At 40.2% G+C, this 25,727-nt stretch carries 24 protein-coding genes; 13 read left to right on the top strand and 11 right to left on the bottom strand.

The features are described 5' to 3' along the window. Positions 1-79 precede the first annotated feature (79 nt). Genes ABJK37_RS11375 through ABJK37_RS11365 form a run of 3 tightly spaced genes read left to right on the top strand, consistent with a single transcriptional unit; the run spans position 80 to position 5,844 of the window. Positions 80-673, top strand: coding sequence for a PilZ domain-containing protein (locus ABJK37_RS11375; protein ID WP_348353467.1), 594 nt, complete (start codon positions 80-82; stop codon positions 671-673). A 24-nt stretch (positions 674-697) separates the two neighbouring features. Then, entirely contained in the window at positions 698-4,192 is a 3,495-nt protein-coding gene (gene mfd / locus ABJK37_RS11370) for a transcription-repair coupling factor (protein ID WP_348353464.1), read from the top strand. Then, positions 4,192-5,844: a CsiV family protein gene (locus ABJK37_RS11365; RefSeq protein ID WP_348353461.1), complete on the top strand. Its 1,653-nt coding sequence runs from the start codon at positions 4,192-4,194 to the stop codon at positions 5,842-5,844. The genes mfd and ABJK37_RS11365 overlap by 1 nt, the downstream gene beginning before the upstream one ends. A gap of 203 nt (positions 5,845-6,047) precedes the next feature. Here the strand turns inward: ABJK37_RS11365 and ABJK37_RS11360 are convergent, their stop codons facing one another. From ABJK37_RS11360 to nagZ, 3 genes are all read right to left on the bottom strand, one after another. Further along, on the bottom strand, positions 6,048-6,704 hold the full coding sequence (locus ABJK37_RS11360; protein ID WP_348353458.1) for a sulfotransferase family 2 domain-containing protein: 657 nt from the start codon (positions 6,702-6,704) through the stop codon (positions 6,048-6,050). 394 nt (positions 6,705-7,098) lie between these two features. Further along, entirely contained in the window at positions 7,099-8,526 is a 1,428-nt protein-coding gene (locus ABJK37_RS11355; RefSeq protein WP_348353455.1) for an SLC13 family permease, read from the bottom strand. Continuing rightward, entirely contained in the window at positions 8,516-9,529 is a 1,014-nt protein-coding gene (gene nagZ, locus ABJK37_RS11350; protein ID WP_348353452.1) for a beta-N-acetylhexosaminidase, read from the bottom strand. Before nagZ ends, ABJK37_RS11355 begins: the two co-directional genes overlap by 11 nt. A 151-nt stretch (positions 9,530-9,680) precedes the next feature. Between nagZ and nadK the strand changes: the two genes are divergently transcribed. From nadK to bamE, 3 genes are all read left to right on the top strand, one after another. Beyond that, positions 9,681-10,556 carry an NAD(+) kinase gene (gene nadK, locus ABJK37_RS11345; RefSeq protein WP_348353449.1) on the top strand — a complete coding sequence of 292 codons (876 nt, stop codon included), beginning with the start codon at positions 9,681-9,683 and terminating at the stop codon, positions 10,554-10,556. Between the two features lie 113 nt (positions 10,557-10,669). After that, positions 10,670-12,343, top strand: coding sequence for a DNA repair protein RecN (gene recN, locus ABJK37_RS11340; protein WP_348353447.1), 1,674 nt, complete (start codon positions 10,670-10,672; stop codon positions 12,341-12,343). Between the two features lie 115 nt (positions 12,344-12,458). After that, entirely contained in the window at positions 12,459-12,815 is a 357-nt protein-coding gene (gene bamE / locus ABJK37_RS11335; RefSeq protein ID WP_348353444.1) for an outer membrane protein assembly factor BamE, read from the top strand. 68 nt (positions 12,816-12,883) lie between these two features. Here the strand turns inward: bamE and rlmM are convergent, their stop codons facing one another. From rlmM to ABJK37_RS11300, 7 genes are all read right to left on the bottom strand, one after another. After that, a complete protein-coding gene (gene rlmM, locus ABJK37_RS11330) occupies positions 12,884-13,954 on the bottom strand; it encodes a 23S rRNA (cytidine(2498)-2'-O)-methyltransferase RlmM (RefSeq protein ID WP_348353441.1) in 1,071 nt (356 codons plus the stop codon). A 3-nt stretch (positions 13,955-13,957) separates the two neighbouring features. Continuing rightward, positions 13,958-14,329 (bottom strand): DUF423 domain-containing protein, encoded by a 372-nt coding sequence (locus ABJK37_RS11325; protein WP_348353438.1) that lies wholly within the window; start codon positions 14,327-14,329, stop codon positions 13,958-13,960. A 182-nt stretch (positions 14,330-14,511) separates the two neighbouring features. After that, positions 14,512-15,036, bottom strand: coding sequence for an outer membrane beta-barrel protein (locus ABJK37_RS11320; RefSeq protein WP_348353435.1), 525 nt, complete (start codon positions 15,034-15,036; stop codon positions 14,512-14,514). 1 nt (position 15,037) lies between these two features. After that, entirely contained in the window at positions 15,038-15,259 is a 222-nt protein-coding gene (locus ABJK37_RS11315) for a helix-turn-helix transcriptional regulator (RefSeq protein ID WP_348353432.1), read from the bottom strand. Beyond that, a complete protein-coding gene (locus tag ABJK37_RS11310; RefSeq protein ID WP_348353429.1) occupies positions 15,259-15,828 on the bottom strand; it encodes a DUF2975 domain-containing protein in 570 nt (189 codons plus the stop codon). The genes ABJK37_RS11315 and ABJK37_RS11310 overlap by 1 nt, the downstream gene beginning before the upstream one ends. Positions 15,829-16,354: 526 nt before the next feature. After that, entirely contained in the window at positions 16,355-16,975 is a 621-nt protein-coding gene (locus ABJK37_RS11305; protein WP_348353426.1) for an alpha/beta family hydrolase, read from the bottom strand. Next, entirely contained in the window at positions 16,956-17,864 is a 909-nt protein-coding gene (locus tag ABJK37_RS11300; protein WP_215926061.1) for a transcriptional regulator GcvA, read from the bottom strand. Before ABJK37_RS11300 ends, ABJK37_RS11305 begins: the two co-directional genes overlap by 20 nt. A 222-nt stretch (positions 17,865-18,086) precedes the next feature. On the opposite strand from ABJK37_RS11300, the gene ABJK37_RS11295 reads away from it, so the two are divergent. Next, the gene (locus ABJK37_RS11295) at positions 18,087-18,389 is read left to right on the top strand and encodes a hypothetical protein (RefSeq protein WP_348353423.1); all 303 of its coding nucleotides are present in this window, start codon (positions 18,087-18,089) and stop codon (positions 18,387-18,389) included. Between the two features lie 144 nt (positions 18,390-18,533). Here ABJK37_RS11295 and kdsA read toward each other — a convergent pair whose 3' ends face one another. Beyond that, complete coding sequence (gene kdsA / locus ABJK37_RS11290) at positions 18,534-19,385, bottom strand: 3-deoxy-8-phosphooctulonate synthase (RefSeq protein ID WP_348353420.1); 852 nt, start codon at positions 19,383-19,385, stop codon at positions 18,534-18,536. Positions 19,386-19,660: 275 nt separating this feature from the next. Here kdsA and miaB point away from each other — a divergent pair, with 275 nt between their 5' ends. The 6 genes from miaB (at position 19,661) to ABJK37_RS11260 (ending at position 25,694) form a co-directional block, all read left to right on the top strand. Then, complete coding sequence (gene miaB, locus ABJK37_RS11285; RefSeq protein ID WP_348353416.1) at positions 19,661-21,094, top strand: tRNA (N6-isopentenyl adenosine(37)-C2)-methylthiotransferase MiaB; 1,434 nt, start codon at positions 19,661-19,663, stop codon at positions 21,092-21,094. Positions 21,095-21,130: 36 nt separating this feature from the next. After that, positions 21,131-22,180, top strand: coding sequence for a PhoH family protein (locus ABJK37_RS11280; RefSeq protein ID WP_348353413.1), 1,050 nt, complete (start codon positions 21,131-21,133; stop codon positions 22,178-22,180). A 7-nt stretch (positions 22,181-22,187) separates the two neighbouring features. Continuing rightward, on the top strand, positions 22,188-22,676 hold the full coding sequence (gene ybeY, locus ABJK37_RS11275; protein WP_348353410.1) for an rRNA maturation RNase YbeY: 489 nt from the start codon (positions 22,188-22,190) through the stop codon (positions 22,674-22,676). Between the two features lie 75 nt (positions 22,677-22,751). Then, positions 22,752-23,612, top strand: coding sequence for a CNNM family magnesium/cobalt transport protein CorC (gene corC, locus ABJK37_RS11270; RefSeq protein WP_348353407.1), 861 nt, complete (start codon positions 22,752-22,754; stop codon positions 23,610-23,612). Positions 23,613-23,631: 19 nt separating this feature from the next. Continuing rightward, positions 23,632-25,194, top strand: a complete 1,563-nt coding sequence (gene lnt / locus ABJK37_RS11265; RefSeq protein ID WP_348353404.1) for an apolipoprotein N-acyltransferase — start codon at positions 23,632-23,634, stop codon at positions 25,192-25,194. Further along, positions 25,191-25,694 (top strand): GNAT family N-acetyltransferase, encoded by a 504-nt coding sequence (locus ABJK37_RS11260; RefSeq protein WP_348353401.1) that lies wholly within the window; start codon positions 25,191-25,193, stop codon positions 25,692-25,694. Before lnt ends, ABJK37_RS11260 begins: the two co-directional genes overlap by 4 nt. Positions 25,695-25,727 lie beyond the last annotated feature (33 nt).

The following is a 25,727-nucleotide window of genomic DNA, read 5'->3' as shown; positions in this document are numbered from 1 at the left end:
GTTGGTATAGTGACGAATGATGTTGAATAATACGTGCCTGAGGTAAATCTCACAAGCAAAGCGAAAGCTGGGAGAAAAAATGCAAAACTTAACGCTTGAGCAAAAGCATCAGCAATTTGATGAATTTTTCATGATCAAGCACAATATTCCAGTCAATATGCATTTATTGGAAGCGGGTTTTCTTTTACCTGATGTTGAAGATTTACATCAACATATGCCGTACGAGTTTCAAATTGCCAGTGAATTGTCAAGTATTGACACCAAAGCGCTAAGGACACTGCGCCGCTTGGGTGAACACGCGGTTGAATTGGCGGACTTTTTAAATCATCAATCCCGAAAAATTGACTTAATGATGTCACTAATTTTGCAACAGCATACTAAGCACGAACAAAGCTCGCTATCGGTAAAATTTGGTGGCGGAGGCATTGTAGTTGATAGCGAAAATCCATTAGAAGTTGGCGCGGCAATCGAACTAAAACTATTTCTTAGAGAAGAAGCATCTGCCATTTTTTGTTTTGCTGAAGTTATCGCTTGTAAGCCTGCAGATGATAAGTACCATGTATCCTTGATTTTTACGCGTATCCGAGAAGTTGATCAGGATTTATTGGTCAAAGCAAGTTTACATTTACAAGCGGCTAACTTACGCAAACGTAAGACTCAAAAAAATTCCTAAAAAGAACCGAAACGAAAACAATTAATGACTCACAGTATTTATTCACCACCTTTACCGAACACGACTCTTAAAACTAAAAACGATATTCGCCATTGGGGCAATCTCCAAGGCAGTAGTGCGGCATTAGTTTTAGCCAATGCAGCAAAACTCGCTGAGGGTCCAATATTATTAGTGACAGCAGACACGCCCAGCGCAATCAAACTGGAAAAAGAACTTGATTATTTTTTAAAGGATCAAGCGGTTGAAGTGCAACTATTTCCTGACTGGGAAACCCTACCCTACGATAATTTTTCACCCCATCAAGATATCGTTTCGCAGCGCCTAGAGACCCTGTACCAGCTGACTCAAAATGAACGCAGAGTGTTTATTGTTCCTATGAACACCTTAATGATGCGAATGGCGCCTGTGGACTATATCGGTAAATATTTACTGATATTACGAGTTAACCAAAAATTGGATATTGATAGTTTTCGTCAAGGATTAGAGCGCGCTGGATATCTGCATGTTAATCAAGTTATGGGGCATAGCGAATTCTCTATCCGGGGCAGTATTATAGATTTGTTCCCAATGGGTAGCCAGCATCCCTATCGTATCGATTTATTTGACGACGAAGTTGATACTATTAGGCACTTCGATCCAGAAACTCAGCGCTCTGGAGACAAAGTCGATGAAATTAAATTGTTACCCGCAAGAGAATTTCCCACCGACAAACAAGCTGGTTTATTGTTTAGGCAGAGATATCTCTCCAAGTTCGACGCAAATAACAGCAAAGAGTCTATATATTACCAAGTAGGTAAAGGTTTAATGCCAGGCGGTATAGAATATTACTTACCGCTATTTTTTGATGAAACCGCCACGTTATTCGATTACCTAAACCAAGATACAACTGTGTTAATGCATGGTGATTTACAAGTCGCCCATGAAAACCACTGGAAAGACGTAAATCACAGGTATGAACAACTTCGTTATAATCTTGCACGTCCTTTGTTGCATCCCGCTGATATTTTTATGCGTTCTGAAGAGTTATTTGGTGCATTAAAAGAATGGCCAAGAGTGCAAATACAAAACCAAGCCGTGAGTGACAAATCGGGTAGTGTTAACTTCGCCACAGCACCAGTGGGCGATGTAGCCCTAAAACCTCAAAACAAAATACCATGGACTTCCTTAAAACAACTGGTTGCTGATTGGCAGACTCAAAAAGTCAAAGTATTGTTTAGTGCAGAATCTGCTGGACGTCGCGAAGGTTTGCTGGAAATACTCAGTAAAGCGGAGATAAAACCCAAAGTTTTTGAAAACTTTGATGACTTTAAGAACAGTGACACTGCCATAGGCATAACGATAGGTGCGGCCGAGTTTAGTTTTTTACTCAACGAGCCCCAAAGTAACATCGCATTTATTACCGAAACCGAATTGCTTGGACACAAAATTAGCCATAGGCGTAAACGTGATAAGCGCCAAGGCACTGATGAAAATGCCATCATTCGTAATTTAGCTGAATTACAAATCGGTCAGCCTGTAGTGCATTTTGAACATGGTGTGGGTCGCTACTTAGGGTTACAAACGTTAGATGCAGGCGGGATCACTACTGAATATTTGGCCATCGAATACGCTAAACAATCCAAGTTATACGTACCAGTTGCGTCGCTGCACTTAATTAGCAGATATAGTGGCGGTGATATAGAACACGCTCCTTTACATCATTTGGGAACCGAAACCTGGGCCAAGGCTAAAAAGAAAGCCGCTGAAAAAGTCCGCGATGTAGCTGCGCAGCTTTTAGACGTATACGCAAGACGTGCAGCTAAACCCGGATATGCCTTCAAAATAGCCTGGGATGAGTATCAAGCTTTTAGTGATAGTTTCCCCTTTGAAGAAACCTTAGATCAACAAAAAGCAATCAACGCAGTGATCCAAGATATGGGATCAGCCAATGCAATGGACAGGTTAGTTTGTGGTGATGTGGGGTTTGGTAAAACGGAAGTGGCAATGCGAGCCGCATTTATTGCCGCTAACCAAGGTAAACAAGTGGCGATCTTAGTACCCACTACGTTACTAGCAGGACAACATTTTGAGAATTTTAAGGAACGTTTCGTTAACTGCCCTTTTAGAATAGAAGTGTTATCACGTTTTGTTAGCGCCAAAGATGCCAAACAAACCATATCAGCCATTGGTGAAGGCAAAGTCGACATTGTGGTAGGAACCCACACATTATTACAAGACAGCCTCAAATTTAAAGATCTTGGTTTAGTTATCATCGATGAAGAACATCGATTTGGGGTGCGTCAAAAAGAAAAATTCAAAGCGCTTCGCTCTGATGTTGATATTTTAACCCTAACCGCTACACCTATTCCACGAACCTTAAATATGGCTTTAAGTGGTATGCGTGACTTGTCTATTATTGCCACACCACCGGCCAAACGTTTACCTATTAAGACCTTTGTAGAACAACGTAACAAAGGGCTAATACGTGAAGCCATCATGCGTGAAATCCTTCGGGGTGGTCAGGTTTATTTCTTACATAACGAAGTGGACAGTATTGAAAATACCGCAAAAGAAATTGCTGAAATAGTTCCCGAAGCTCGCATTGCCATAGGCCATGGACAAATGCCAGAACGTGAATTAGAAAAAGTCATGTCTGACTTTTATCATCAACGATTTAACGTATTGTTATGTACCACTATTATTGAAACAGGTATTGATGTCCCGTCTGCCAATACCATAGTGATGGACAGAGCAGATCATTTGGGTCTAGCACAATTACATCAATTGCGTGGTCGTGTAGGCCGATCGCACCATCAAGCTTATGCTTATTTACTGACCCCTCACCGTAGACGCTTAAGCAAAGATGCGGCTAAACGCCTCGATGCGATTTCTTCCTTAGAAGATTTAGGTGCAGGATTTGCGTTAGCGACCCATGATTTAGAAATCCGCGGCGCCGGTGAATTGCTTGGTGATGGACAATCAGGGCAAATTTCTAGTATTGGCTTTACCTTGTACATGGATATGTTAGAACAAGCTGTTGAAGCCCTTAAAGAAGGCAAAGAACCCTCGTTAGAATCCGCGCTTTCGGAGCAAACAGAGATAGATTTACGTTTACCTGCTTTGTTTCCAGACGATTATATTCCAGATGTAAATTTACGTTTGTCTCTGTATAAAAAACTGGCTGGATGCAAAGATGAAAGAGCGGTCAATGAGCTACAAATTGAATTAATTGATAGATTTGGTTTGTTACCGCAAAGTGCTAAAAATTTGTTAGATATGACCATGCTTAAACTCAAAGCCAAACAAGTGGGCATCTCAAAAATGGAAGGAACCAATAAAGGAGGTTTTGTTGAATTCTCTCAGCAAACCCAAATAGATCCCGGCTTTATTATTAAACTGATTCAGTCACAACCTAGGATCTATAAATTGGATGGACCACAAAAACTTAAATTTAACGTGCCTACTGAATCCGCCAAAGATAGACTTGAACTGTTTAACAATATGCTAACCGAGTTTAGCCAACAATTACGAGCAGCTTAATGACAGATAAACTCAGAAACCATCACGTCAATCCCATAGAAAAAAGGGCATTTTGGATAAAAACCGCACTGACTACCTTGTTAAGTGCCAGTATTTTATCGCAACCTGTGAACGCAGCTGAAACACAGTGGTGGTTTGACGTTGAAGTAATTTTATTTGAGCGTAATTTGCAAGGGGCTGATATTTCTGAAAAATTTGCACAGTCACAGCTTTTGCCACCAGACAACCAATACATTGATTTGCTTACTCCCTATTTGCAACCAGATTTGCGGTACCTGCGAGCGGGTTTAGATTACTGCAGAGCGTCGAATCAACAAGCGGTTAAATTACAATATGAGCAAGATTTTGCTTTTCCAGCCTCAACCCTTTCTGAATACGAACCTGAAAAATCACAACAAGATCCGCTAGCAGTAAGTGATATTTCATCGACAAACCAAGAGGAAGTGCTAGCAACTAATACTTCTGAAGAGAATCCTGACCAAGGTTTTCAATACCAAGTTGCCACAACAGATATTTTTTCTCAATCTGACGACCACAATACCTCAACTGAACCGTCTAAGGTCAACAGCGAAACGCGATTAAACTCAGAACTAGGTGATAATGAAAGTCTAGGGCAACCCACCACTTTTGATTCAACGGCCGAGTTAAACGTTACCAGAGCGCCGATTAACGTTGAGTTTATTGAATGGCAAATACCTAAACAACTCCCCTGTGCGTATTCTGAACAAATTGATCCGACATTTGCATCCATGTCTTACATGCAAGAAACACACGACGTGGAACAACAAACAAGTATGATCACAAAGGTTCCGGTAGTGATAGATGGAATACAATGGCCTCAAAAACGCGCGGCGAGTTTACTGCCTAAGTCCACTTTACGCATGGATGATTTATACCAAAAGATTAAGAAGCAGCGGGATATTGATCCAATCCTTCATTTAAGTTGGCGACAGCAAGTACATTTTGGCCGCGAAAATTCGCAAACAATTAGATTATTTGCTGGTCATAATTATGCTCAACACTTCGATACTCTAGGCTTTCCATTGCCTACTGCTGCAAATGATGAACTAAACAGTTCAAAACAGACAGAAGAGTTTTACATACCGCAACAAGAACTAGCGCTTTTGTCACCGCAACAACAGCAAACACTATCAGCAAATGTTGAAGCTTCACAACCCATTTTTACCCAGGATCTATTTTCTGAAATTGATAGAGCTTTGGCTGATGACTCGCCTATAGATTTCTCTGTATCTAGTGAAAAACACCCTCTGGAAAACAATAATTTAGATTCAACTTTACTTAGTGAGCTCTGGCAATTAGACGGTGGAATCACTGTTTACTTACGAAGAGTTGGGCGGGTGCCCTATTTACACATCGATAGCAATTTAAACTATCGGCAACCTGTATATGATCCTAATAAGGCGCTAAAACCTATGGAGCTAACAGCTAACGCTGCGGATATTGGATTAGTAGAAGACGGCTCATTAGATCACGCAAATTATCTGCAAAGTGTTAATTTTAATCAGCTAAGACGAGTGATCAGTAAACAAGTCCACTATTTTGATCACCCACTATTTGGCATGATTGTGCGTATAACTCGTTACCGTTGGCCAGAAATAGCCGACGAATCAGATTTACAAAACAACGAATAAAACCACTTATTCTATGCTCACTATCAACGGGGAAAAGCTAGAGATTTTTAGAGGAAGTGTGCACTAAACTGGATATTTAGCGCCCAAAATTGATGCAAAAATTATATGGTATTACCTAATTAATACGCCTTAAGACATTAGTTGTGGCAACCGAAAAATAATCATTCAAAAACAAGACTATGCTGTGACAAGAACGAATGCGTTTATTCAAATGAATAATTAAGCAACTGAATGTCCTGTTTATAATGTTTAGTCACCGCATCAATGGAGGCTTGGTTATAATATTCCCTGTAGTCTTTTTTGCGATCTTTAGCCTTACGCTTGTGGGGAATAGCGGATTCTTTTAGCCCTAGTTCTTTTTTAATCGTACTAAAGTCGTCGTGAAGAGATTCATAGCGACCGATAAAATCCACTATGATTTCGCCATTTAGATCAACTAAATGTTCACTTTGTAATTTAGTTGCGATGTCAAAATGAAAAATATAAGGCCTAGCAGGATCGAATTTATAACGAATAAACTCATTAAAATCCGCGATATTCTCTAACAACTCGGGCCTTTCACGTTGAATATGGTGATAAGACGAAACTTGTAAATCCCAAGGATTACGCACAAACGCAAACTTATACAGCTGCTTAAAAAAGTCGTTGGGTAACATTTCTTTAGCTGCGATTACACCGGCATGACGAGGAAGTTTTGAGGCTGTGGTATGGCCACACATATTACTAATTTTATGGCATGGAAACATTAAATAGTACATCGGATCTTGCCAGCGAAGTCTGTTCAACACAGCTCGGATACTAGAGCCCCCTGTTTTAGCAATATGTACATACAAAAAATTGTAACGATGATTGAGCAACATTTTTACGATCCTAAAGAAAACAAACTAACAGCAACAAAATCTAAACAACAGGATTTACCCACTAAGATCCCCCTAAAAAGCACCCAAGCCAGCATTAGGACTACAGTTTCACAATTGAGTTCCCGCAATGTGTAGAAATCAAACAATCCTAAATACCTAACATTTAGTAAAATAGAAGGTTATGTATAAGGTAACACTTGTAACACTTTGTAACAAACAGATACAAATTCATGCAGAATTGGTGCCACTAATGTTGTTGGCGACTTACGCACAAACAAGTATCAATATTTATCTACTAAGAGGAAATGTAAGAAAAATCGAGCATAAACAACAACAACCCTAACTCGGCATTGTTGCAGTTAGTTATTAGAATGAGTCAATTGATAGTAAACGGTTAGGATAAAGTGAAATAGCTCACTACTGTGATAATACATGCTATTAAGATATTCAGGATAAACCCTTCTCTGGCCATAGTTTTGATACTAAATTTATCCATGCCATACACTATCGCATTGGGTGCGGTAGCAACAGGTAACATAAAAGCACAACTAGCGCTAATAGCCGCAGGCATCATCATCAATGCAGGATCAATCCCCGCAGCCATACCCACAGCAGCCAGTATAGGCATCAGCAAGGTCGCAGTAGCGGTATTGGAAGTAATTTCAGTTAAAAAAGTTACAAACAAACAGATAGCTAATATTAGAAGTGGTACAGGTAAATCTGATAACCCTGATAATGCCTCTCCCATCAGGGCACTAAGACCGGAAGCAGAGAAGGCCTTTGCTATACAAATACCGCCAGCAAATAACAATAACATCCCCCAAGGAATAGCTACGGCTGTATCCCAATCTAATAACTTGTCTGAATGTGATTTTTCCTTAACCTCGCCAAACTCTCGGCTTTTTAGCGAAGTATCTGTTTTACCCATTTTATTGCCGCTTGGGATCAAAAACATTAACACTACGCCAGCCAGAGCAATACTGCTGTCTCCAACACTGGGCATGTTTAACCATTGGGTCCAATAAGGTCGAAACATCCATGCCAATGCCACCATTAGGAAAGTAATTAACACGCGCTTTTCAGCCGGTTGCCAAGCGCCGGATTTTAGTAAAACACACTCTTGAGTACTTTCAAGCTTGCGTGTTAACCACCACGCAATGACAGGAATGCCTACAACAACAATAGGGATGCCTGTTTTCATCCACTCTATAAAACTGATTTCTTTACCTTGTGTTTCTAGGTATACACTCATAAAAATAATATTAGGTGGTGTACCCACTGGTGTACCCACACCTCCCAAACTCGCGGCATAAGCTATCCCTAATAACATCGCTACGGTTAACTTAGGATCTTTTACACTTTGTAATACCGCCAGAGTAATGGGAAGAAGCATTAAGGTAGTAGCGGAGTTGGAGATCCACATACTTAAAATAGCGGCGGTTAACATAAATCCCAAAACCAACCTTTTTGGACTTTTTCCGCCGATAACATTCACAAGATAAAATGCTAACCGTCTATGCACCTGTGATTTTTCAAGTGCTTTTGACAGCATAAACGCCCCCATTAATAGCAATATGACGTGGCTACCCAATGCTGAAGCTGATTCTTTATGACTTAATACTCCTGCCATAGGAAATCCGAAAAACGGAATAAGAGATGTAACAGGAATAGGCAGTGCCTCGGTCACCCACAACATAGCAGTAAATAAAGTGATCGCTGCCGTTGCCGAAATTAGGTGAGGTTGCCCAGACACTAACAACCCTACATACATTGCTATGGCGCTTACAAAAGACAGTACAATCAATTTGCTATTAGATTGCATAAAATTGATCTAGTGCCTTATTTGCAATTTGGTATTCATCGGTCATTCGTAACCTCGCTAAGTCTAAAGATGAGCTTTTCCTAAGGCGCTTAATGCGCTCTACACTGTGGCTTGGTAATGCCAAATTCGAGGGTAAACCATCAATAACTTTCGCCGCGCCTGTAGGATCATTACACACTAAGACCATGTCGCAACCAGCGTCTAAGGCCAACTCTGCTCGTTCAACAATCCCTCCCATTTGCACGGCTCCTTGCATTGACAAATCATCTGAAAACACTACGCCATCAAACTCTAGATCTTGTCTCAATATTTGTTTTATCCACTTCTGAGAAAAACCTGCCGGTAAATCATCTAGTTCTGGATAGATAACATGAGCAGGCATTACCGCATCTAATAACCCTTGTTGATGAATGGCTTTAAAAATAGCCATATCAACAGCAAATATTTCTTGTAAACTTCGCGTGTCTACTGGCATGGCGATGTGAGAATCTTCCAAAACATTGCCATGTCCTGGGAAATGTTTACCCGTAGCAGACATACCCGCTCGACGCATTCCTTTGACAAATTCACTGGCCAATTGAATAATAACGTCGGGTTGTTGATGAAAACTTCTGTCACCTATTACTTCCGATATACCATGAATATCGAGTACCGGAGCAAAACTAATATCAATATCAAACGCGAGAAGTTCTGCCGCCATCAACCAACCAAATTGCTCACAAAAATAGCTAGATTGTTGGGAATTTCCATTCGTTTTTTGGCTGATACTGCCCATTGCAGGAATTTTACTAAAGCCCTCTCTAAAACGTTGAACTCTTCCTCCCTCGTGGTCTGTAGCAATAACCACATGGTTACGCGTAACACTTCTAACATGCTTAATTAGGTCATTTAGCTGTTTAGGGTCGTGGTAATTACGAGTGAATAAAATAAGCCCTCCTACTAGAGGATGATCGAGAATATCTATCTCTTCATGGGTCAGTTCATAGCCTGACAAATCTAACATCAATGGACCCATCAATTAGTGCTCTTCTTATTGGTCATTTAGAAATTTAATCAACATACTATAGGAACCATTAAATATTCCAAACGAAAAATATGACTTTCAAACTCTCCCATGGTTATACTCTGGCAAATCGTAATTTATGTTGTTTTCAATGAAGTTTAAAACCGTAGGATTAATTGGCAAACAAGCACATCAAGGTGCAAACTTAAGTCTTAAGGCGCTAATAGTCTATTTGAGGCAGCGCGGTTGTAGAGTATTAGTCGAAAGTAAAACGGCAAAAGAACTAGATTCAAATGGTTTTGAACCGGCAGATATAACTGAAATCGGTAAAGAAGCAGATCTAGCCATAGTGGTTGGTGGTGATGGCAATATGCTGGGTGCTGCTCGAATTTTAGCAGAGTTTAATGTTGCAGTGGTTGGAGTGAATCGAGGAAACTTAGGATTTCTAACCGATATAAATCCCGATGATTTTGAACCGCAACTCGATAGCATTTTTGAAGGTGACTACAAAATAGAACAACGTTTCCTACTTGAAGTCGAAGTGTATCGAAATGGTGAAATTCAAAGTAAAGATTCTGCAGTGAATGAAGTGGTCATTCACCATGGTAAAGTTGCGCACATGATGGAGTTTGAAGTCTATCTAGACGATAACTTTGTGTTTAGTCAACGCTCTGATGGTTTAATTGTAGCGACACCTACCGGTTCTACCGCATATTCTTTATCGGGTGGTGGACCCATTCTGACGCCAAATTTAGACGCGTTAACCTTAGTGCCTATGTTTCCTCATACCTTGAGTAGTCGTCCCATAGTTGTGGATGCTAATAGCACAGTAAAATTAAAGGTATCGCCTGAAAACACTGATAATTTACAAGTGAGTAGCGATAGCCACATAGTACTAACGGTATTACCTGGTGATGAAATTATAATATGTAAAAACCCCGCTAAACTTTCATTGATCCACCCTAAAAATTACAATTATTTCAATGTTTTACGCACAAAACTTGGATGGGGAAGTAAACTCTACTAGTAATTTTTCCAGTTTTTCGAAGAGATTAGTAGACAGCAGACAAAAGCATGTTTATATTTACAGCTACTGTATATTTAAACATGTTTTTGCGTGTCTTTATTGAGAATATTAAAATGCTAGTCCATCTCTCCATTCGTAATTTTGCAGTTGTTAAAACGCTAGATGTCGATTTCAGCTTAGGCATGACCGCCATTACTGGCGAAACTGGAGCGGGTAAGTCTATATCGGTAGACGCCCTAGGTTTATGTTTAGGAGAAAGGGCAGACAACGCCATGGTGCGCACGGGAGCTGAAAAAGCTGAAGTCAGTGCGGGTTTTAACGTGAAACGACTTCCAGAAGCAATGAAATGGCTTGAACAGCACGAGTTAGCAGATGACGATGAAGTGTTAATTAGGCGCGTTATTTCCGCCGAAGGTCGCTCTAAAGCCTTTATTAATGGCACACCGGTCCCCCTGCAGCAACTCAAAAGTTTGGGACAATTATTGTTGAGTATCCATGGTCAACACGCTCATCAGCAAATTTTAAAGAGTGACAATCAACGCCGCTTGCTTGATCAATACGCAGAGCACCCTGCTTTACTGTGCAAAGTTGAAGAATCTTATAAAACCCTAAAACAACAGCAACAACATTATCAACACTTATTACAGGGACAACAACAAAGGGATGATCGTAGTCAATTGCTGTCGTACCAAATTCAAGAATTAGACGAATATGCGTTGGCAGAAGGTGAATTTGTTGCATTGGAAACTGAACACAAAAAACTCAGCAACAGTCAGACCCTACTTGAACAGAGCCAAATTAGTTTCCATCAACTGTATGAGTCGGAAGAATTCAATGCCTTATCTGCGGTTCAAAGTAGCGTTGACCGTTTGTCTGAATTACAAGAGCATGATCCAAGTCTTGAGCCGATAGTAACGATGCTAACAGAGGCCAGTATTCAAATTGACGAAGCCGCTGGCGAGTTAAGAGCCTATACCGAACAACTCGAAATAGACCCCATGCGAATGCAAAACGTTGAAGCTCGTTACTCACAGGCGTTAGATTTGTCTAGAAAACACAATGTCCAACCTGAGGCATTATATGAATTTCATCAACAACTTTCTGCTGAGTTTAATGAGTTGGTTAAAGATGATTCGTTGTTAGAAGAATTAAAAGTACAGCTAAGTGAGCTTGAGCAACAATATCACCAAGCTGCAACTAAACTCAGCGCATCTAGGAAAAAGGCTGCCAAGTCTTTTGCTAAAGACGTAGAACAGCACATACACCATATGAATATGGCAGAAGCGGTATTTAAAATTGACGTTGAACAGCAAATTCAAAGTAGTCCTAACAAGCTCGGTTTGGATACTGTGCAATTTGTAGTGTCCACCAATAGAGGTCAGGCTCCAGATAACCTTGAAAAAGTGGTGTCAGGGGGTGAGTTGTCACGCATTGGGTTGGCTATTCAAGTCATCAGTTCTAGCAATAATGATATTGCCACCATGATTTTTGATGAAGTTGACAGTGGCATCAGTGGCTCAACTGCGTCTGTGGTTGGGCAGTTGCTGCGTAAATTAGGTGAAAGTACCCAAGTAATTTGTGTCACTCACCTACCCCAAGTCGCTGCCAGAGCCCATAATCAAATGTTTGTCACTAAGTTCAGTGACAAAAAAACCACTGAAACTCATATGATTTGTTTGCAAGAAAGTGAACGAATTGATGAGTTGGCACGTCTATTAGCAGGAGACACACTTACCGAGTCTGCTTTAGCTAATGCCAAAGAATTGTTACAATTCAGTAATTCGTAACAATTAGGCATTGATTGCGCTAATGTGGCTGGGTTAGGATGCTTCGCCAAATAAGTGAGAGTGACGCTCTTACTTATCCGTTTTCGCTTTTTACATGCCGAGATATTGAGTAGCAATGAAGTTTAAGAATTTACTGGTTATATTAACCGCCACCATGATGTTATCAGCTTGTGCTGATTGGATTTTCCGAATTGATATCCCACAGGGTAACTTTTTAGACGAAAAAGATGTTAAAAAACTTAGAGTCGAAATGACCAAAGAACAGGTTGTATATGTACTGGGTAAACCTGTTTTGGAAGATGCATTTGATCACGACACTTGGTATTACTTGTACCAAATGAAACGCGGCATGAAACAACGTGGAGAGAATTTCCGCAAAGAACTCACCATTAAGTTTGTTGATGATAAAATTGCCGAAGTAACGGGTGATTTTGAATTATCTGATGAATTTAATACGCCACTTGATCAGTAGCGATTTAACCTAAATTCCGCTTTCACTGCCTAAAATCTTCAGTCTCACCTAGCCAGAAGATTTTAGGTTTATTGAGCCAGTCTCAAATGCACCGTTACTTCTTCTCTATTGTGGTAAAGGTGTTTTGCTTGCAATAGATATTTTTTAACTTGCTGCCCTTGCATGACTTCTTCAATGATCCCTAAGGCACCTTGTACCGACTCGTAACGCTTTTTCATAGGTAATTTTAGATTAAACATCGCTTCCTTACAGCGGCCATCTGCCACCCAACTCGCCATAAGTTTTGCCACTCGCTGTGGTTGTTCAATCATGTCGCATACTAACCAGTATATATTGTTTTTCTTAGGCTGAAACTTAAACCCGTCTTCTGGGCAATAGGTCACCTGCCCTGTTTCCATTAATGCCTCATCCATAGCACCGTTATCCACAGCCTGCACAAACATCCCCCTTTGAACTAGTTGATATGTCCAGCCTCCAGGACAGGCACCTAGATCTACTGCATACAACCCCCCTTGTAGGCGCACATCGTGCTCTTCTTTGGGGATAAAGGTCTGAAAGGCTTCATCAAGCTTCAATGTTGACCGACTAGGAGCTTCATGAGGAAACTTGAGTCGCATAATGCCTAACGGCAATGGTGAATTATTATTTGTAAACGAAAAACCAATATAGGCTTTGTCGGTTTGAGTGAAAAACACATGTAAAACCGGTTTTTTACTATTGTCTTTGTTGGTTAATCTATTCTTTTTACGCAACGCTTGTCTTAAAGGCACGCTGATTTTTCGACACAGTTTTGATAGTTCTCTGCCTTCAGTGGTGTCCGCGTATTCTACTCGCAGTTCTCCGCATAAAGGAAAGTCTTCACAGGCAGCTAAAATTGAACCAATACGGTCGGTCACATCCATGTTTTCAACTACTTGTTTACAAGCAAACTGTTGGCGAGCAAAAATTAAGTGACTTAACTTGAGTTTGTTGGCTAACTCATCTGCATGCTCTTCTTGATAACAATTAAACAAGACATAACCACTGTTGGCTTTTGTTTGCGAATACCCAAACACCTCCAGTTGACTGGCTTTATCCTGAACTTCATTCGCCACATCGTTTTCAAATCCACTACGGCAATACAACAATAATCCGGCCATAGTTTAATTCGCTCCTTTTAAGGCTGCAGCTACTAATAGTGCCCAGCCGACAATAAAACACACTCCGCCTAAGGGCGTTACTGGGCCAAACCATTTAATTTGAGTTAACGCCAACAAATATAAACTGCCACTAAATAGCATGATGCCAGCCATCATAAAGCCTGCACTGTATAACAATAATGACTGAGGCATTTGGCGATACAAAATAACTAACAATATTAGAGCAAGGCTATGATACATCTGATACTGCACACCAGTTTGAAAAGTGTTTAATAGTGTTTCAGATAACTTATTTTTAAGGCCGTGGGCAGCAAAGGCCCCCAACACCACCGACAACATCGCACTAAAAGCAGCGCAACTTAATAGGATTTTCATCAAAAAGTGACTCATAAAAAAGATTAGGATCCAACAAACACCTTGTGGGTATTTGCATAAGTCATGATCATAACAAAAACCAACAACCGTTGGTTATCAATTACACGGCTAAGATTGATAGAAGGTTGTGATGTTAGTCAAAAGCACAGATTGACGATAGTTTTTGACTAATAAACTGGCTCTTAAAATTTATCGTACTTAGACTTACCAACGCCAATTGATACCGTTGATCCTTCAGATAATTCAAATTCAATCCCTGCTTGTAAATCAGTCGCGGTATCCCAAGTGTTATTCGATTGTCCATTAAGGGAATAATCTACATTTACGATCCCCACACCAGCCTGAATAAAGGGAGAAGCATGATCAAACAGACCAGTATATTTTAGTTTAGCGTGACTCCACAAACCGACATTAGTTAAGACAGAATATTTGGGAACCGGTATCTCCGTTGCGGTGATATTAGCTTTCGAAAAATTTAAGCTATTATTCCATTCAAGCTTCCAATCATTATCAAGATTGAACTGGTAACCCATTCCAATGAAAATCGTTGGTACATATTTAGCACTAACTATACTCTGCTCTGGAGCTGCGAGCATATCAACTTGAGATAATGCTGCACCGTAAAAATATTGCGGTTGTATCTCTTCAGCCATCAAGGGTGTCACACTAAAGTATGCCATAGTGATAACGGGAATTAAGGTTTTCATTTTATTCATCCTTTGGTTGTTCAGTTTGGTATAGCAAAATATCGCCGGGGTTACATTTAAGGGCTGCACATATTGCATCAAGGGTTGAAAATCTTATCGCTTTAGCTCTACCACTTTTTAGTACAGATAAATTCTGAGGGGTCACATTAACTATTTCAGCTAATTCAATTAGCTTCATTTTTCGCTTGGCTAACATCACGTCGAGTTCAATAATAATAGCCATTAGATTGTTAATTCCTGCTCTTGCTGCAGTCGCTGTCCTTCCATCATGATCCAGCTCATCACAAAAATGATTAACCCAATCAATAGTTTGAGCAATTGGTCTGAACCAAGAGAAAGCACCAGCGGTAGCGAATCTGATAACCCAGTACTTCTAAATAACAGTGTCAGCAGTATTGGGTAAAATAAATCAAATACTGGCCACACCAATAAACAAGTACCTATATTACGCAGTTGCTTAATGTGATGAATAGTAAATATGCCTCCCCGTTGATAAAGACCAAAAAGTTTAATTAGTGACCAATAAATAAATAGATAAAACAATAATTCGGGTATTAATATAATGGCATGACTATCAAATCCCTCTGCAAGCAGCTCTTCTGCAAACACACTTGAGGATTCAGGCACCCCTACTATTTGAGATACATATGACTGTGATGTTCCAACAGCTAACTCAGCAGAATTTGTTTCACTTTGCGAAATAATCGCCACAGCAATAACAATTATATTGAGACTGGCGACTAAGATTATCAACAGCCTTATTAATAAACTCACCTTTGCAATTTTTTCCATTAGTCCACTTAACAATAAGATTTCATTGTTTTAAGGCTATCACAGAAAAAACAATGAGCAACATTAAAATTATCGTTTACCGATAATTTTTTACCAAAAAACAATATTAAATTATAAATTAAGGGAAAACGGATTGGGTCACGTAAGCTGATTTCTCGAATAATATGATACGGCTAATATCATTGACAAGATGGGCGCCCGTGAGCGCGGACTCCGTGAAAATGACAACGACAGCTGAGAAATCGCTGAAGACCTTCGTTATAATGCTCCTAAAAAATGCGTAAAAATATAACTTTGTTGTGTTTTTTATAATATCTAAATTTAGCTAAAGATAGCTTGTAAATGCTCACCGTCTGCAATCTACATTAGCCGCCAAGTCGAACAGCGCTCCATGTCTGTCAATCTTGGCACAGTAGAACCCATCAGTTCACCTTGACCCAATCCCCTGCTTTTATATCCGTGTTTTCTGTGTGGTGAAGATTCTTTTTTTAACGGGATTAAAATGAGTTAATACTGTGAACCCGATTCAAATATGTAACTTAATAAATTCAGCAGTTTGAGTAATCGCTAGATTGATATGACCATCGAGAGTAAAACCAGACACTTTGCGTGGTTTAAAACTATGATCGCCATCGGGTAAATAGCTTATTTGAACCTGTGTAGACAAATTATATTTGGCGATCTCTTGACGCGTGCCAAAAGTATCTCGTTCTCCTTGCAAAATAAGTACGGGCTTATTAATAGTCTCTAAATGTTCAGTACGTAACTTTTCAGGCTTACCCGGTGGATGAAACGGATACCCCATACAAATACAACCTAGTGCAGTAGACTCTTGCAGCAACATACTGGCCATTCTGCCTCCCATTGATTTACCACCAATAAAAATCGGTAAAGTCCCAACCACTTCACTCAAAACTGTTTTAAAATGAACGAGTAATTTATCGGCTCTTTCGGGTGGTCGTCTTTTACCTAACTCTTCGGCCAATTGCATATAGGCAAAATTAAAACGCACGACATTAATATTATGTTTAGCTAACCTCTCTGCCACAAGCTGCATAAATTCACTGTTTTGCCCTGCCCCCGCACCATGGGCAAAAACAAAAGTCGCAATGGGATTTAGTGCTGAATTAATTAAAGTCTTGATCATCTTGTTCTTCTTTTACTTGGGCCAATAGCCATTCTCTAAATGCGGTAATTTTACCTAGATCAGCTTGAGATTGATGGCAAACCAAATAATAAGCATTTTTAGTAATTAACTTTTCTTCGAATGGACAAATTAAACGCCCTGCTTCAATTTCTGGCCTAGCTAAAAAGCTATAACCTAGCGCGATCCCTTGTCCTAATGCAGCCACTTGCTGAACTAACAAAGAGTGACTAAAGATGGGTCCATGATTAACATTAACGCCCAAAACATTAAAATGCCGTATCCATTCTTGCCAAGCGTCTCGGGAAGAATCATGCAACAAGGTATGCTGTCGCAGATCATCTAACTTGTCTAAAGGTTTGTTACCTTGGAACAATAATGGCGAACACATGGGCGTCAAATATTCAGTGTGTAACTTATCTGCTGCTAAACCAGACCATTTACCCTTACCAAAATAAATAGCAACATCCACATCATCAGTTAAAAAACCCTCGTCTCCATCCACTGCCTTTATGCGCAAGTCTATATCAGGATTTAACTGACTAAATTTACTGATCCTTGGTACTAACCACTGACTCGCAAAGCTAGTTTGCAATGCAACCGTTAATGCGCCCTTGCCACCTTTCGCCACTAAGCGTTCGGTTGCATCATTAAGCGACTGAAAAATTTCTTTTAAATCAAGATAATAACTCTGGCCCTCTTCAGTTAAAAACAAAGCTCGGTTTTTTCGCACAAAAAGTTTCATCGATAAAAACTCTTCTAATGCTTTTATTTGATGACTCACTGCCGCTTGGGTCACAAATAGTTCATCTGCTGCACGTGTAAAACTTAGATGCCGGGCCGCGACTTCAAAGGCTTTTAGGGAATTCAAGGGAGGTAATCTGCGATTCATAAGCAAATAATTAAACTATGTAGTGGATAAAACCTATTAAAGCATTAGTTTTTCTAATCCACAACCATACAAAATGTCATTTTATTAGATAATTTTGGTCGTATATAATTTGTGCAGTGATAAATATTTATTGTTTTAAAACAAAGAATAAAGATCACGCAGCAGATTAACGAACTATGAAAAAATCATTACTTTACATTACTAATACTAAAGGTTTACAAAATGAAAACATCTTACGCAATATTAGCTGTGCTAGCCACAGTATTTTTTACTCAATCAGCATCGGCAAAACTAGGCGAGAGTCGCTCTACTATGCAACTTGAAAAACACATGGAAATTAACGTAGAAGCTGAAATTGTTGGTAATATCAACAATATGCTAGCAAACATTCATACCTCTACCATTAAAGATGACGTCACCAAACAACTTAGCCTTGGTACAGTCCAGTCACAAACAAACGAATTAGTGCAAAACATTAATGGAACCTTGCCTGAGTTCAAATTCAAGGTCGTGCTTACTGACTAAATTTATTAAAGGTTTGTCTGCTGATTAAAACCCGTTATTCCTATTAGTAAGTTATCGCTGTGCTAAGGCCGCTAAAAACCCTTTAAGGGCTTAGCACAGCAAAACTTACAAATACACACCTTAAAATTAAGCATCTATTTTTAATTAGTCAGCACTGGTATCCAAAGGTGCGAATTCTTTAACTAAATTATCCAATGCCTGCATTTGCTGTAAATACGGCTCCAATTTATCCAAAGGCAAAGCACAAGGTCCGTCACATTTAGCTTCATTAGGATTAGGATGGGCTTCAATAAACAAACCCGCTAAACCTAAAGCCATTCCGCTTCTAGCAAGCTGGGCTGCCTGAGCACGCCTGCCATCGGCTGAATCACTGCGACCACCAGGCTTTTGTAAAGCGTGCGTAGCGTCAAAGATAACAGGCGCATAGGTCTTCATTTCGTCCATCGCTAACATATCAACTACTAAGTTGTTGTAACCATAACAGGAACCTCGTTCGCATAGGATGACTTTGTCGTTTCCAGCTTCTCCAAACTTGGTAATGATATGACGCATTTCATGGGCAGCGAGAAATTGTGGTTTTTTAACGTTGATGATGGCGCCCGTTTTTGCCATAGCCACAACTAAATCTGTCTGGCGAGCTAAAAACGCTGGCAGCTGAATGACATCTACCACTTCAGCAACAGGCGCTGCTTGGTATGTCTCGTGAACATCTGTTATCAAAGGCAAATCAAAGGTTTGCTTGATTTCTTGAAATATTTTGAGTCCTTCTTCCATTCCTGGTCCTCGATAAGAATGCACAGAAGAACGGTTAGCCTTATCAAACGACGCTTTGAATACATAAGGAATACCCAGTCTTTGAGTCACTTCTTTATAATGTTCGGCAATACGCATTGCCATATCACGGGATTCGAGCACATTCATGCCACCAAAAAGCACGAAAGGTTTATCATTAGCCACGTCAATATCAGCAATGGTGAGTTTCTGTAAATTTTGCATAAAATAGGTCTTAGTATAGTAAAATTGGTGTTGGGCAATAGCATACCAATCTATGTGATTGCTGGGTATCTGAAAAGCGTATCCTACTTTGAATTTTGCAAATTTGAGCTAACATGCAGTAAATCCCCCCCTTTAGATGTTTTTATGTTGCGTAAAAGTAGCGCTTGGCGCAAATAACCAGTAAAATCACCGGTCCGATTTTAGTGGCTGCGATTAGACGTAATCTCTATCAAGTTACTGCACAAAATGATTGCCAAAGGTAAGTACAATCCGCTATGACAAAAAAGCTATTTATTAAAACTTGGGGTTGCCAAATGAACGAGTATGACTCGGAGAAAATGGCCGACCTCTTAGACTCGACTCATGGTTATCAAGCCACAGAAACAGCTGAAGATGCGGATATCATTTTGCTCAATACTTGTTCCATTCGCGAAAAAGCCCAAGAAAAGGTATTTCATCAATTAGGGCGCTGGAAAAATCTTAAAAAAGATAAACCAGAACTAATTATTGGAGTGGGTGGTTGCGTAGCTTCCCAAGAAGGTAAAACCATCCGGCAGCGGGCCCCATTTGTTGATCTTGTATTTGGTCCGCAAACCTTGCATCGTTTGCCAGAAATGATTAATCAACTAAATGGTGGTAGTCAATCCGTCATCGACATTAGTTTTCCCGAAATTGAGAAATTTGATCGTTTGCCCGAACCCAAAGCCGATGGCCCAAGCGCTTTCGTTTCTATTATGGAAGGCTGCTCTAAATACTGTACATTTTGTGTCGTGCCCTACACACGCGGTGAGGAAGTCAGTCGACCAGTTGATGACGTGTTGTTAGAAATTGCGCAATTAGCCGAACAAGGGGTTCGCGAAGTTAACTTACTGGGGCAAAATGTGAATGCTTTTCGCGGTCCAAACTATGATGGCAGCATTTGTACCTTTGCAGAATTGTTAGAACTTGTCGCATCTATCAATGGTATTGACCGTATTCGATATACGACCTCGCATCCAGTTGAGTTTACTGACGACATCATCGATGCCTATGCACAGATTCCAGAGCTAGTTGATCACTTACACCTCCCTGTACAATCAGGTGCAGATCGTATTTTAAACCTGATGAAGCGTGGCCACACTGCAATAGAATATAAATCTAAAATCAGAAAACTGAAAAAAATTAGACCTAATTTGAGTATGTCTTCAGATTTCATTATCGGTTTCCCTGGCGAGAGCGATGCAGATTTCGAAGCAACCATGGATTTGATCCAGTCAATGGACTTCGATTTAAGCTTTAGTTTCATTTATAGCGCCCGCCCTGGTACTCCAGCAGCTGATTTACCAGACGACGTAACAGAAGAAACTAAGAAACAACGTTTAAGCCTATTACAACAACGGATCACTCAACAAGCTCTGCGTATTGCACGCAATATGGTAGACACCGAGCAACGTATATTGGTAGAAGGCCCCAGCAAGAAAAACCCGATGGAATTATCAGGACGTACTGAAAATAATCGTGTGGTTAACTTTGAAGGCTTTCCCAGCATGATCGGCCAGTTTGTTGATGTGAAAATCACCGATGTGTTTGCTAACTCATTAAGAGGTGTTGTACTGAGAACCGAAGATCAAATGAATTTACGTACTGAATTAGCGCCACAGACTATATTAGCTAAAAACCCAAATAATGTTGATGAATTGGGTGTCGGCCAAGTGGTTGTCACTCAGTAAAGTTAACCATCCGTTTAAATTAAAGAGATTTGCCATTTGAGTAACCTTGTTAGTAATGAAATTGTATTAGAACCATCAGACCACAAACGTTTATCGAGCTTGTGTGGGCCCCTAGATGACAATATCAAACAAATTGAACGTCGCTTAGGTGTTGAAATCACTTATCGAAATAACGAATTTAAAGTGTTAGGTCAAACTCAACAATCTAGTGGTGCCGCACAATTACTTAAATTGTTATATATGGAAACACAACCTATTCGAGGTCAAATTCCAGATATTGAACCAGACCAAGTACATCTAGCAATCCAAGAAGCAAAATGTTTGGAGCAAGCCGAAGCCGGCCAGTATGGAAAAGAAGTCCATATCAAAACCAAACGTGGGGTGATTAAACCTCGTAACTCCAATCAATCCCAATATGTAACCAATATCATTAATCATGATATTAGTTTTGGTGTTGGCCCTGCAGGTACCGGTAAAACTTATTTAGCCGTTGCATGTGCGGTAGAAGCCTTAGAGCGTCAAGAAGTACGCCGTATATTATTGACTCGTCCTGCGGTAGAGGCTGGGGAAAAACTTGGGTTTTTACCAGGGGATTTATCCCAAAAAGTCGATCCCTATTTACGACCACTGTACGATGCGTTGTTTGAAATGCTCGGCTTTGAGAAAGTCGAAAAACTAATGGAACGCAGTGTTATTGAAGTGGCGCCTTTGGCCTATATGCGCGGACGAACCCTCAATGATGCATTTATTATTTTGGATGAAGGTCAAAATACTACAGTCGAACAAATGAAAATGTTCTTAACCCGAATTGGATTTAATTCTCAGGCTGTCATTACCGGAGATATAACTCAAGTTGACTTGCCACGGGGCGTTCGATCTGGCCTGCGACACAGCATAGAAGTACTAAAGGATGTAAAAGATATATCCTTTAACTTTTTTAGTGCAAATGATGTAGTGCGACACCCTGTTGTGGGGCGAATAGTCTTGGCATATGAAGAATTTGAAAGCAAACAAGAAAAAGCACGAATACAAAAAAAAGCACAACAAGATGCGCTTGTTAACAAGGATGAAAACTCCTCTAAGTGAATAATTGATGAGCGCCATTTTAGATTTACAAATTGCCAGTGATTCCCCAAACATCCCTAGTTTAGAGGCTATCCAACTATGGATAGACGAGGTGTTTTTGCATCAACAGATAGCTGATAGAGAACTAACAGTACGTATTGTTGATGAATCAGAAATTCAAGAACTCAATAGTCAATATCGAGGCAAGGACAGTCCCACAAACGTATTATCTTTTCCTTTCGAAATGCCCGAACTTACTTTGCTTACTGATGTTCAAATTGATGAATCACTCTCTGCTTTTTTAGGCGACATTGTCATTTGTGCGCAAGTTGTTAGGCGTGAAGCCAGCCAACAAAAAAAGCAAAATGAGCACCATTGGGCACATATGATGATTCACGGAACCTTGCATTTGCTCGGCTACGACCATATTGAAGAGCATGAGGCACAAGAAATGGAAGGGATAGAAATCGCTATATTACAAAAATTAGCCATTGACGACCCATACCAAAATCATTAATGATGCAGTCTAAGGTATCAACTGCATTGTGTTTACGTGTAAAACTTTAATTAAACTAACCTAAATAACGAGATCATGAGCGAAGATAACCCCCCATCTACTAACGGTTCTGCCAATAAAGGCTGGCTTGATAAAATAGTTCAGACCTTCACGGGAGAACCGAAAAACAAGGAAGAGTTGTTTGACGTCATTACGGACGCCGAGCAACGTGAAGTCATTAACCCCGAAACCAAAGCAATGATTGAAGGGGTCATGGAAGTAAGCGAGATGCGTGTGAGGGAAATAATGATCCCAAGAGCACAAATGCGCACAATTGAAATAGATCAAAGTGTAGAAGAATTTCTACCTATCCTGCTTGAATCAGCCCATTCCCGTTTTCCAGTTATCAATGAAGACAAAGATCATATTGAAGGAATTTTGCTAGCAAAGGATTTACTCGAATTTGCATTTATTCCAGGCAAAGAGTTTGAACTGAAAAACATTCTGCGCCCAGCTGTTATTGTCCCAGAAAGTAAACGGGTCGATGTACTGTTAAAAGAATTTCAACAAAAACGCTATCACATGGCCATTGTTGTTGATGAGTATGGTGGCGTATCGGGTTTAGTGACTATCGAAGATATTCTTGAATTGATCGTTGGCGAAATAGAAGATGAACATGATATTGAAGAAGGTGATAAAGACGGGATTCGTCCTTTAAATAAATACACCTATTCAGTCAAAGCGCTCACTTCCTTAGAAGATTTTAATAAATTTTTCGAAACCCAATTTGACGAAGAAGAAGCCGACACCATAGGTGGCATTGTATTAAAAGCGTTTGGTCATATGCCTGAGCGTGACGAAAAAGTGACGATTAATGATCTTATATTTAAGGTGACAAACTCCGATAAAAGGCGTTTAGTACAGCTCAAAGTCACGATCCCAGAAACAGAAGAATAACCCTAGGCCTTACAAAACCTTGCAAATCACAGCAAAAGTGAACGAGTTGTCGTTCACTTCAAAATTACTTTTGTCCATTGTATTGGGTGCGTTGTTAACCTTTGCTTACGCCCCTTTTTCATTTTGGTTTACTACTTTCCTAAGTCTCAGCAGTTTTATTTATTTACTCAGCAATGCGTCCCCTAAGCAAGGTTTTAAATTGGGCTTTGCTTTTGGACTCGGTTGGTTTGGGGCTGGAGTGAGTTGGGTACATGTCAGTATCGCTGATTTTGGAGGTATCCCTCTGCTTGGCTCTTTGACGTTAATGTTGCTGCTAAGTGGTTATTTGGCCCTATTTCCGGCACTAAGTTTTAGTGTACTGTGCAGATACTTTAATCAAAATCTCTGGCCAATTGCCCTGCCCTTTATTTGGCTTTTGTTTGAATGGGTAAGAAGTTGGTTATTCACAGGGTTTCCTTGGCTTTCTTTGGGTTATAGCCAACTCTCTGGTCCACTTAGTGGTTGGTTTCCAGTCATTGGTGAGTTTGGGGTGTCTGGAGTCATTATATTGCTCAGTACAGTAATGGCGACTGGGTTGATTGCAAAGAAATGGATACCTAGCTTTTTGTTAGTCACAGTATTATTTGTATCTGGTATAACCTTAAACCATGTCGAATGGGCAAAACCAACTGGCCAAAAAGCACGTATTGCTATGGTGCAAGGTAATATAGAACAAGCGCTTAGGTGGACACCAGAGCAAGATCAGCCAACCATGGACAAGTATAAAAACATGACCGCGGCTCATTGGCATAATGATGTAGTTATATGGCCAGAAGCGGCCATTCCTCAGCTTGAGCCTGTGGCGACCGAATATCTAACTGAAATGGATAATATAGCGGCGCAAACTAACACTGGCCTGATTACCGGCATAGTCAACTACAATTTTGAAACACGCGAAGCCTACAACAACCTTATTGGGCTGGGTCAAAAACAAAGCAATGACCTAAACGATGCGTCACCGGCACGTGGGCAATATCATTACTTCCATAGTAACCGTTTTGCTAAACATCATCTATTACCCATAGGCGAATTTATTCCTTTTGAAGACTGGATACGAGGCATTGCCCCTTTGTTTGATTTGCCTATGTCATCATTTAGTCGAGGTGATTTTCAACAAGGTAACATTGAGGCAAAAGGTTACCACTTTGCACCGGCAATCTGTTTTGAAATAGCTTTCCCTCGGCAGATATCCGCTAACCTTTATTACAATACGGATTTTATTATCACTGTGAGTAACGACGCTTGGTTTGGGGGATCCCATGGTCCAGCGCAGCATTTAGAAATTGCTCAAGCGCGAGCCAAGGAATTTGCTTTGCCGGTATTACGTGCTACCAATAATGGCATAACTGCTTTTATCAATCACCGGGGTGAAATTCAAAGCCGAATACCACAATTTGAAGCCGCGGTACTTGAAGATACTATGCAACAAGTGAAAGGCTATACCCCTTACCGCTTTCTAGGTGACTGGATTATTTGGTGTTTGTCATTGTTGATCTTTGCATTCGCCTGTTTTTATCAAAAAAACCTACGGGGCACCAAATGAGTACAAAGACTCGCGACCCTAACTTTATCATTCGAGCAGCGACTATCGAAGATACTTCACTTATTTTAGGCTTTATCAAAGAGTTGGCGGAATACGAAAAGTTACTTAATGAAGTGGTAACAGACGAAGTGACCTTAAAGAATAGTCTATTTGGTGAAACCCCTTATGCAAAAGTGGTAATTGGAGAGTACCAAGGTAAACCGGTATCCTTTGCTTTGTACTTCCATAATTTCTCCACATTTTTGGGTCGCCCAGGGATCTATTTAGAAGATTTATACGTGCAGCCCGAGATGCGCGGCAAAGGTTTAGGTAAAATACTGTTAGGATATTTAGCCTCACTCGCCATTGAACTCAACTGTGGACGTTTAGAATGGTGGGTATTAGATTGGAACAAACCCGCCATTGATTTCTATCAGTCTTTAGGGGCGCAATCTATGGACGAATGGACAGTAAACCGTGTTACAGGTGGCGCCTTGGACAAATTGGCTAAACAACTGTAAACATCAATAAGTCAGCTGCCTAGCCAAGTACTT

This window comes from Paraglaciecola sp. (assembly GCF_039964565.1).
Lineage (GTDB): Bacteria > Pseudomonadota > Gammaproteobacteria > Enterobacterales > Alteromonadaceae > Paraglaciecola.
Note: the sequence above shows the minus strand (reverse complement) of the source record. Positions and strands in the feature narration are given on the sequence as shown.

Bases quoted from the DNA above. Each gene is read 5' to 3' on its own strand.
- ABJK37_RS11305 (WP_348353426.1), bottom strand. From the start codon at position 16,975: ATGATCAAGACTTTAATTAATTCAGCACTAAATCCCATTGCGACTTTT.
- ABJK37_RS11325 (WP_348353438.1), bottom strand. From the start codon at position 14,329: ATGAAAATCCTATTAAGTTGCGCTGCTTTTAGTGCGATGTTGTCGGTG.
- recN (WP_348353447.1), top strand. From the start codon at position 10,670: ATGCTAGTCCATCTCTCCATTCGTAATTTTGCAGTTGTTAAAACGCTA.
- ABJK37_RS11310 (WP_348353429.1), bottom strand. From the start codon at position 15,828: ATGGAAAAAATTGCAAAGGTGAGTTTATTAATAAGGCTGTTGATAATC.
- ABJK37_RS11315 (WP_348353432.1), bottom strand. From the start codon at position 15,259: ATGGCTATTATTATTGAACTCGACGTGATGTTAGCCAAGCGAAAAATG.
- ABJK37_RS11300 (WP_215926061.1), bottom strand. From the start codon at position 17,864: ATGAATCGCAGATTACCTCCCTTGAATTCCCTAAAAGCCTTTGAAGTC.
- mfd (WP_348353464.1), top strand. From the start codon at position 698: ATGACTCACAGTATTTATTCACCACCTTTACCGAACACGACTCTTAAA.
- ABJK37_RS11365 (WP_348353461.1), top strand. From the start codon at position 4,192: ATGACAGATAAACTCAGAAACCATCACGTCAATCCCATAGAAAAAAGG.
- ABJK37_RS11320 (WP_348353435.1), bottom strand. From the start codon at position 15,036: ATGAAAACCTTAATTCCCGTTATCACTATGGCATACTTTAGTGTGACA.
- ABJK37_RS11260 (WP_348353401.1), top strand. From the start codon at position 25,191: ATGAGTACAAAGACTCGCGACCCTAACTTTATCATTCGAGCAGCGACT.
- ABJK37_RS11360 (WP_348353458.1), bottom strand. From the start codon at position 6,704: ATGTTGCTCAATCATCGTTACAATTTTTTGTATGTACATATTGCTAAA.
- rlmM (WP_348353441.1), bottom strand. From the start codon at position 13,954: ATGGCCGGATTATTGTTGTATTGCCGTAGTGGATTTGAAAACGATGTG.
- ABJK37_RS11375 (WP_348353467.1), top strand. From the start codon at position 80: ATGCAAAACTTAACGCTTGAGCAAAAGCATCAGCAATTTGATGAATTT.
- nagZ (WP_348353452.1), bottom strand. From the start codon at position 9,529: ATGTTAGATTTGTCAGGCTATGAACTGACCCATGAAGAGATAGATATT.
- miaB (WP_348353416.1), top strand. From the start codon at position 19,661: ATGACAAAAAAGCTATTTATTAAAACTTGGGGTTGCCAAATGAACGAG.
- kdsA (WP_348353420.1), bottom strand. From the start codon at position 19,385: ATGCAAAATTTACAGAAACTCACCATTGCTGATATTGACGTGGCTAAT.
- bamE (WP_348353444.1), top strand. From the start codon at position 12,459: ATGAAGTTTAAGAATTTACTGGTTATATTAACCGCCACCATGATGTTA.
- ybeY (WP_348353410.1), top strand. From the start codon at position 22,188: ATGAGCGCCATTTTAGATTTACAAATTGCCAGTGATTCCCCAAACATC.
- nadK (WP_348353449.1), top strand. From the start codon at position 9,681: ATGAAGTTTAAAACCGTAGGATTAATTGGCAAACAAGCACATCAAGGT.
- ABJK37_RS11355 (WP_348353455.1), bottom strand. From the start codon at position 8,526: ATGCAATCTAATAGCAAATTGATTGTACTGTCTTTTGTAAGCGCCATA.
- ABJK37_RS11295 (WP_348353423.1), top strand. From the start codon at position 18,087: ATGAAAACATCTTACGCAATATTAGCTGTGCTAGCCACAGTATTTTTT.
- corC (WP_348353407.1), top strand. From the start codon at position 22,752: ATGAGCGAAGATAACCCCCCATCTACTAACGGTTCTGCCAATAAAGGC.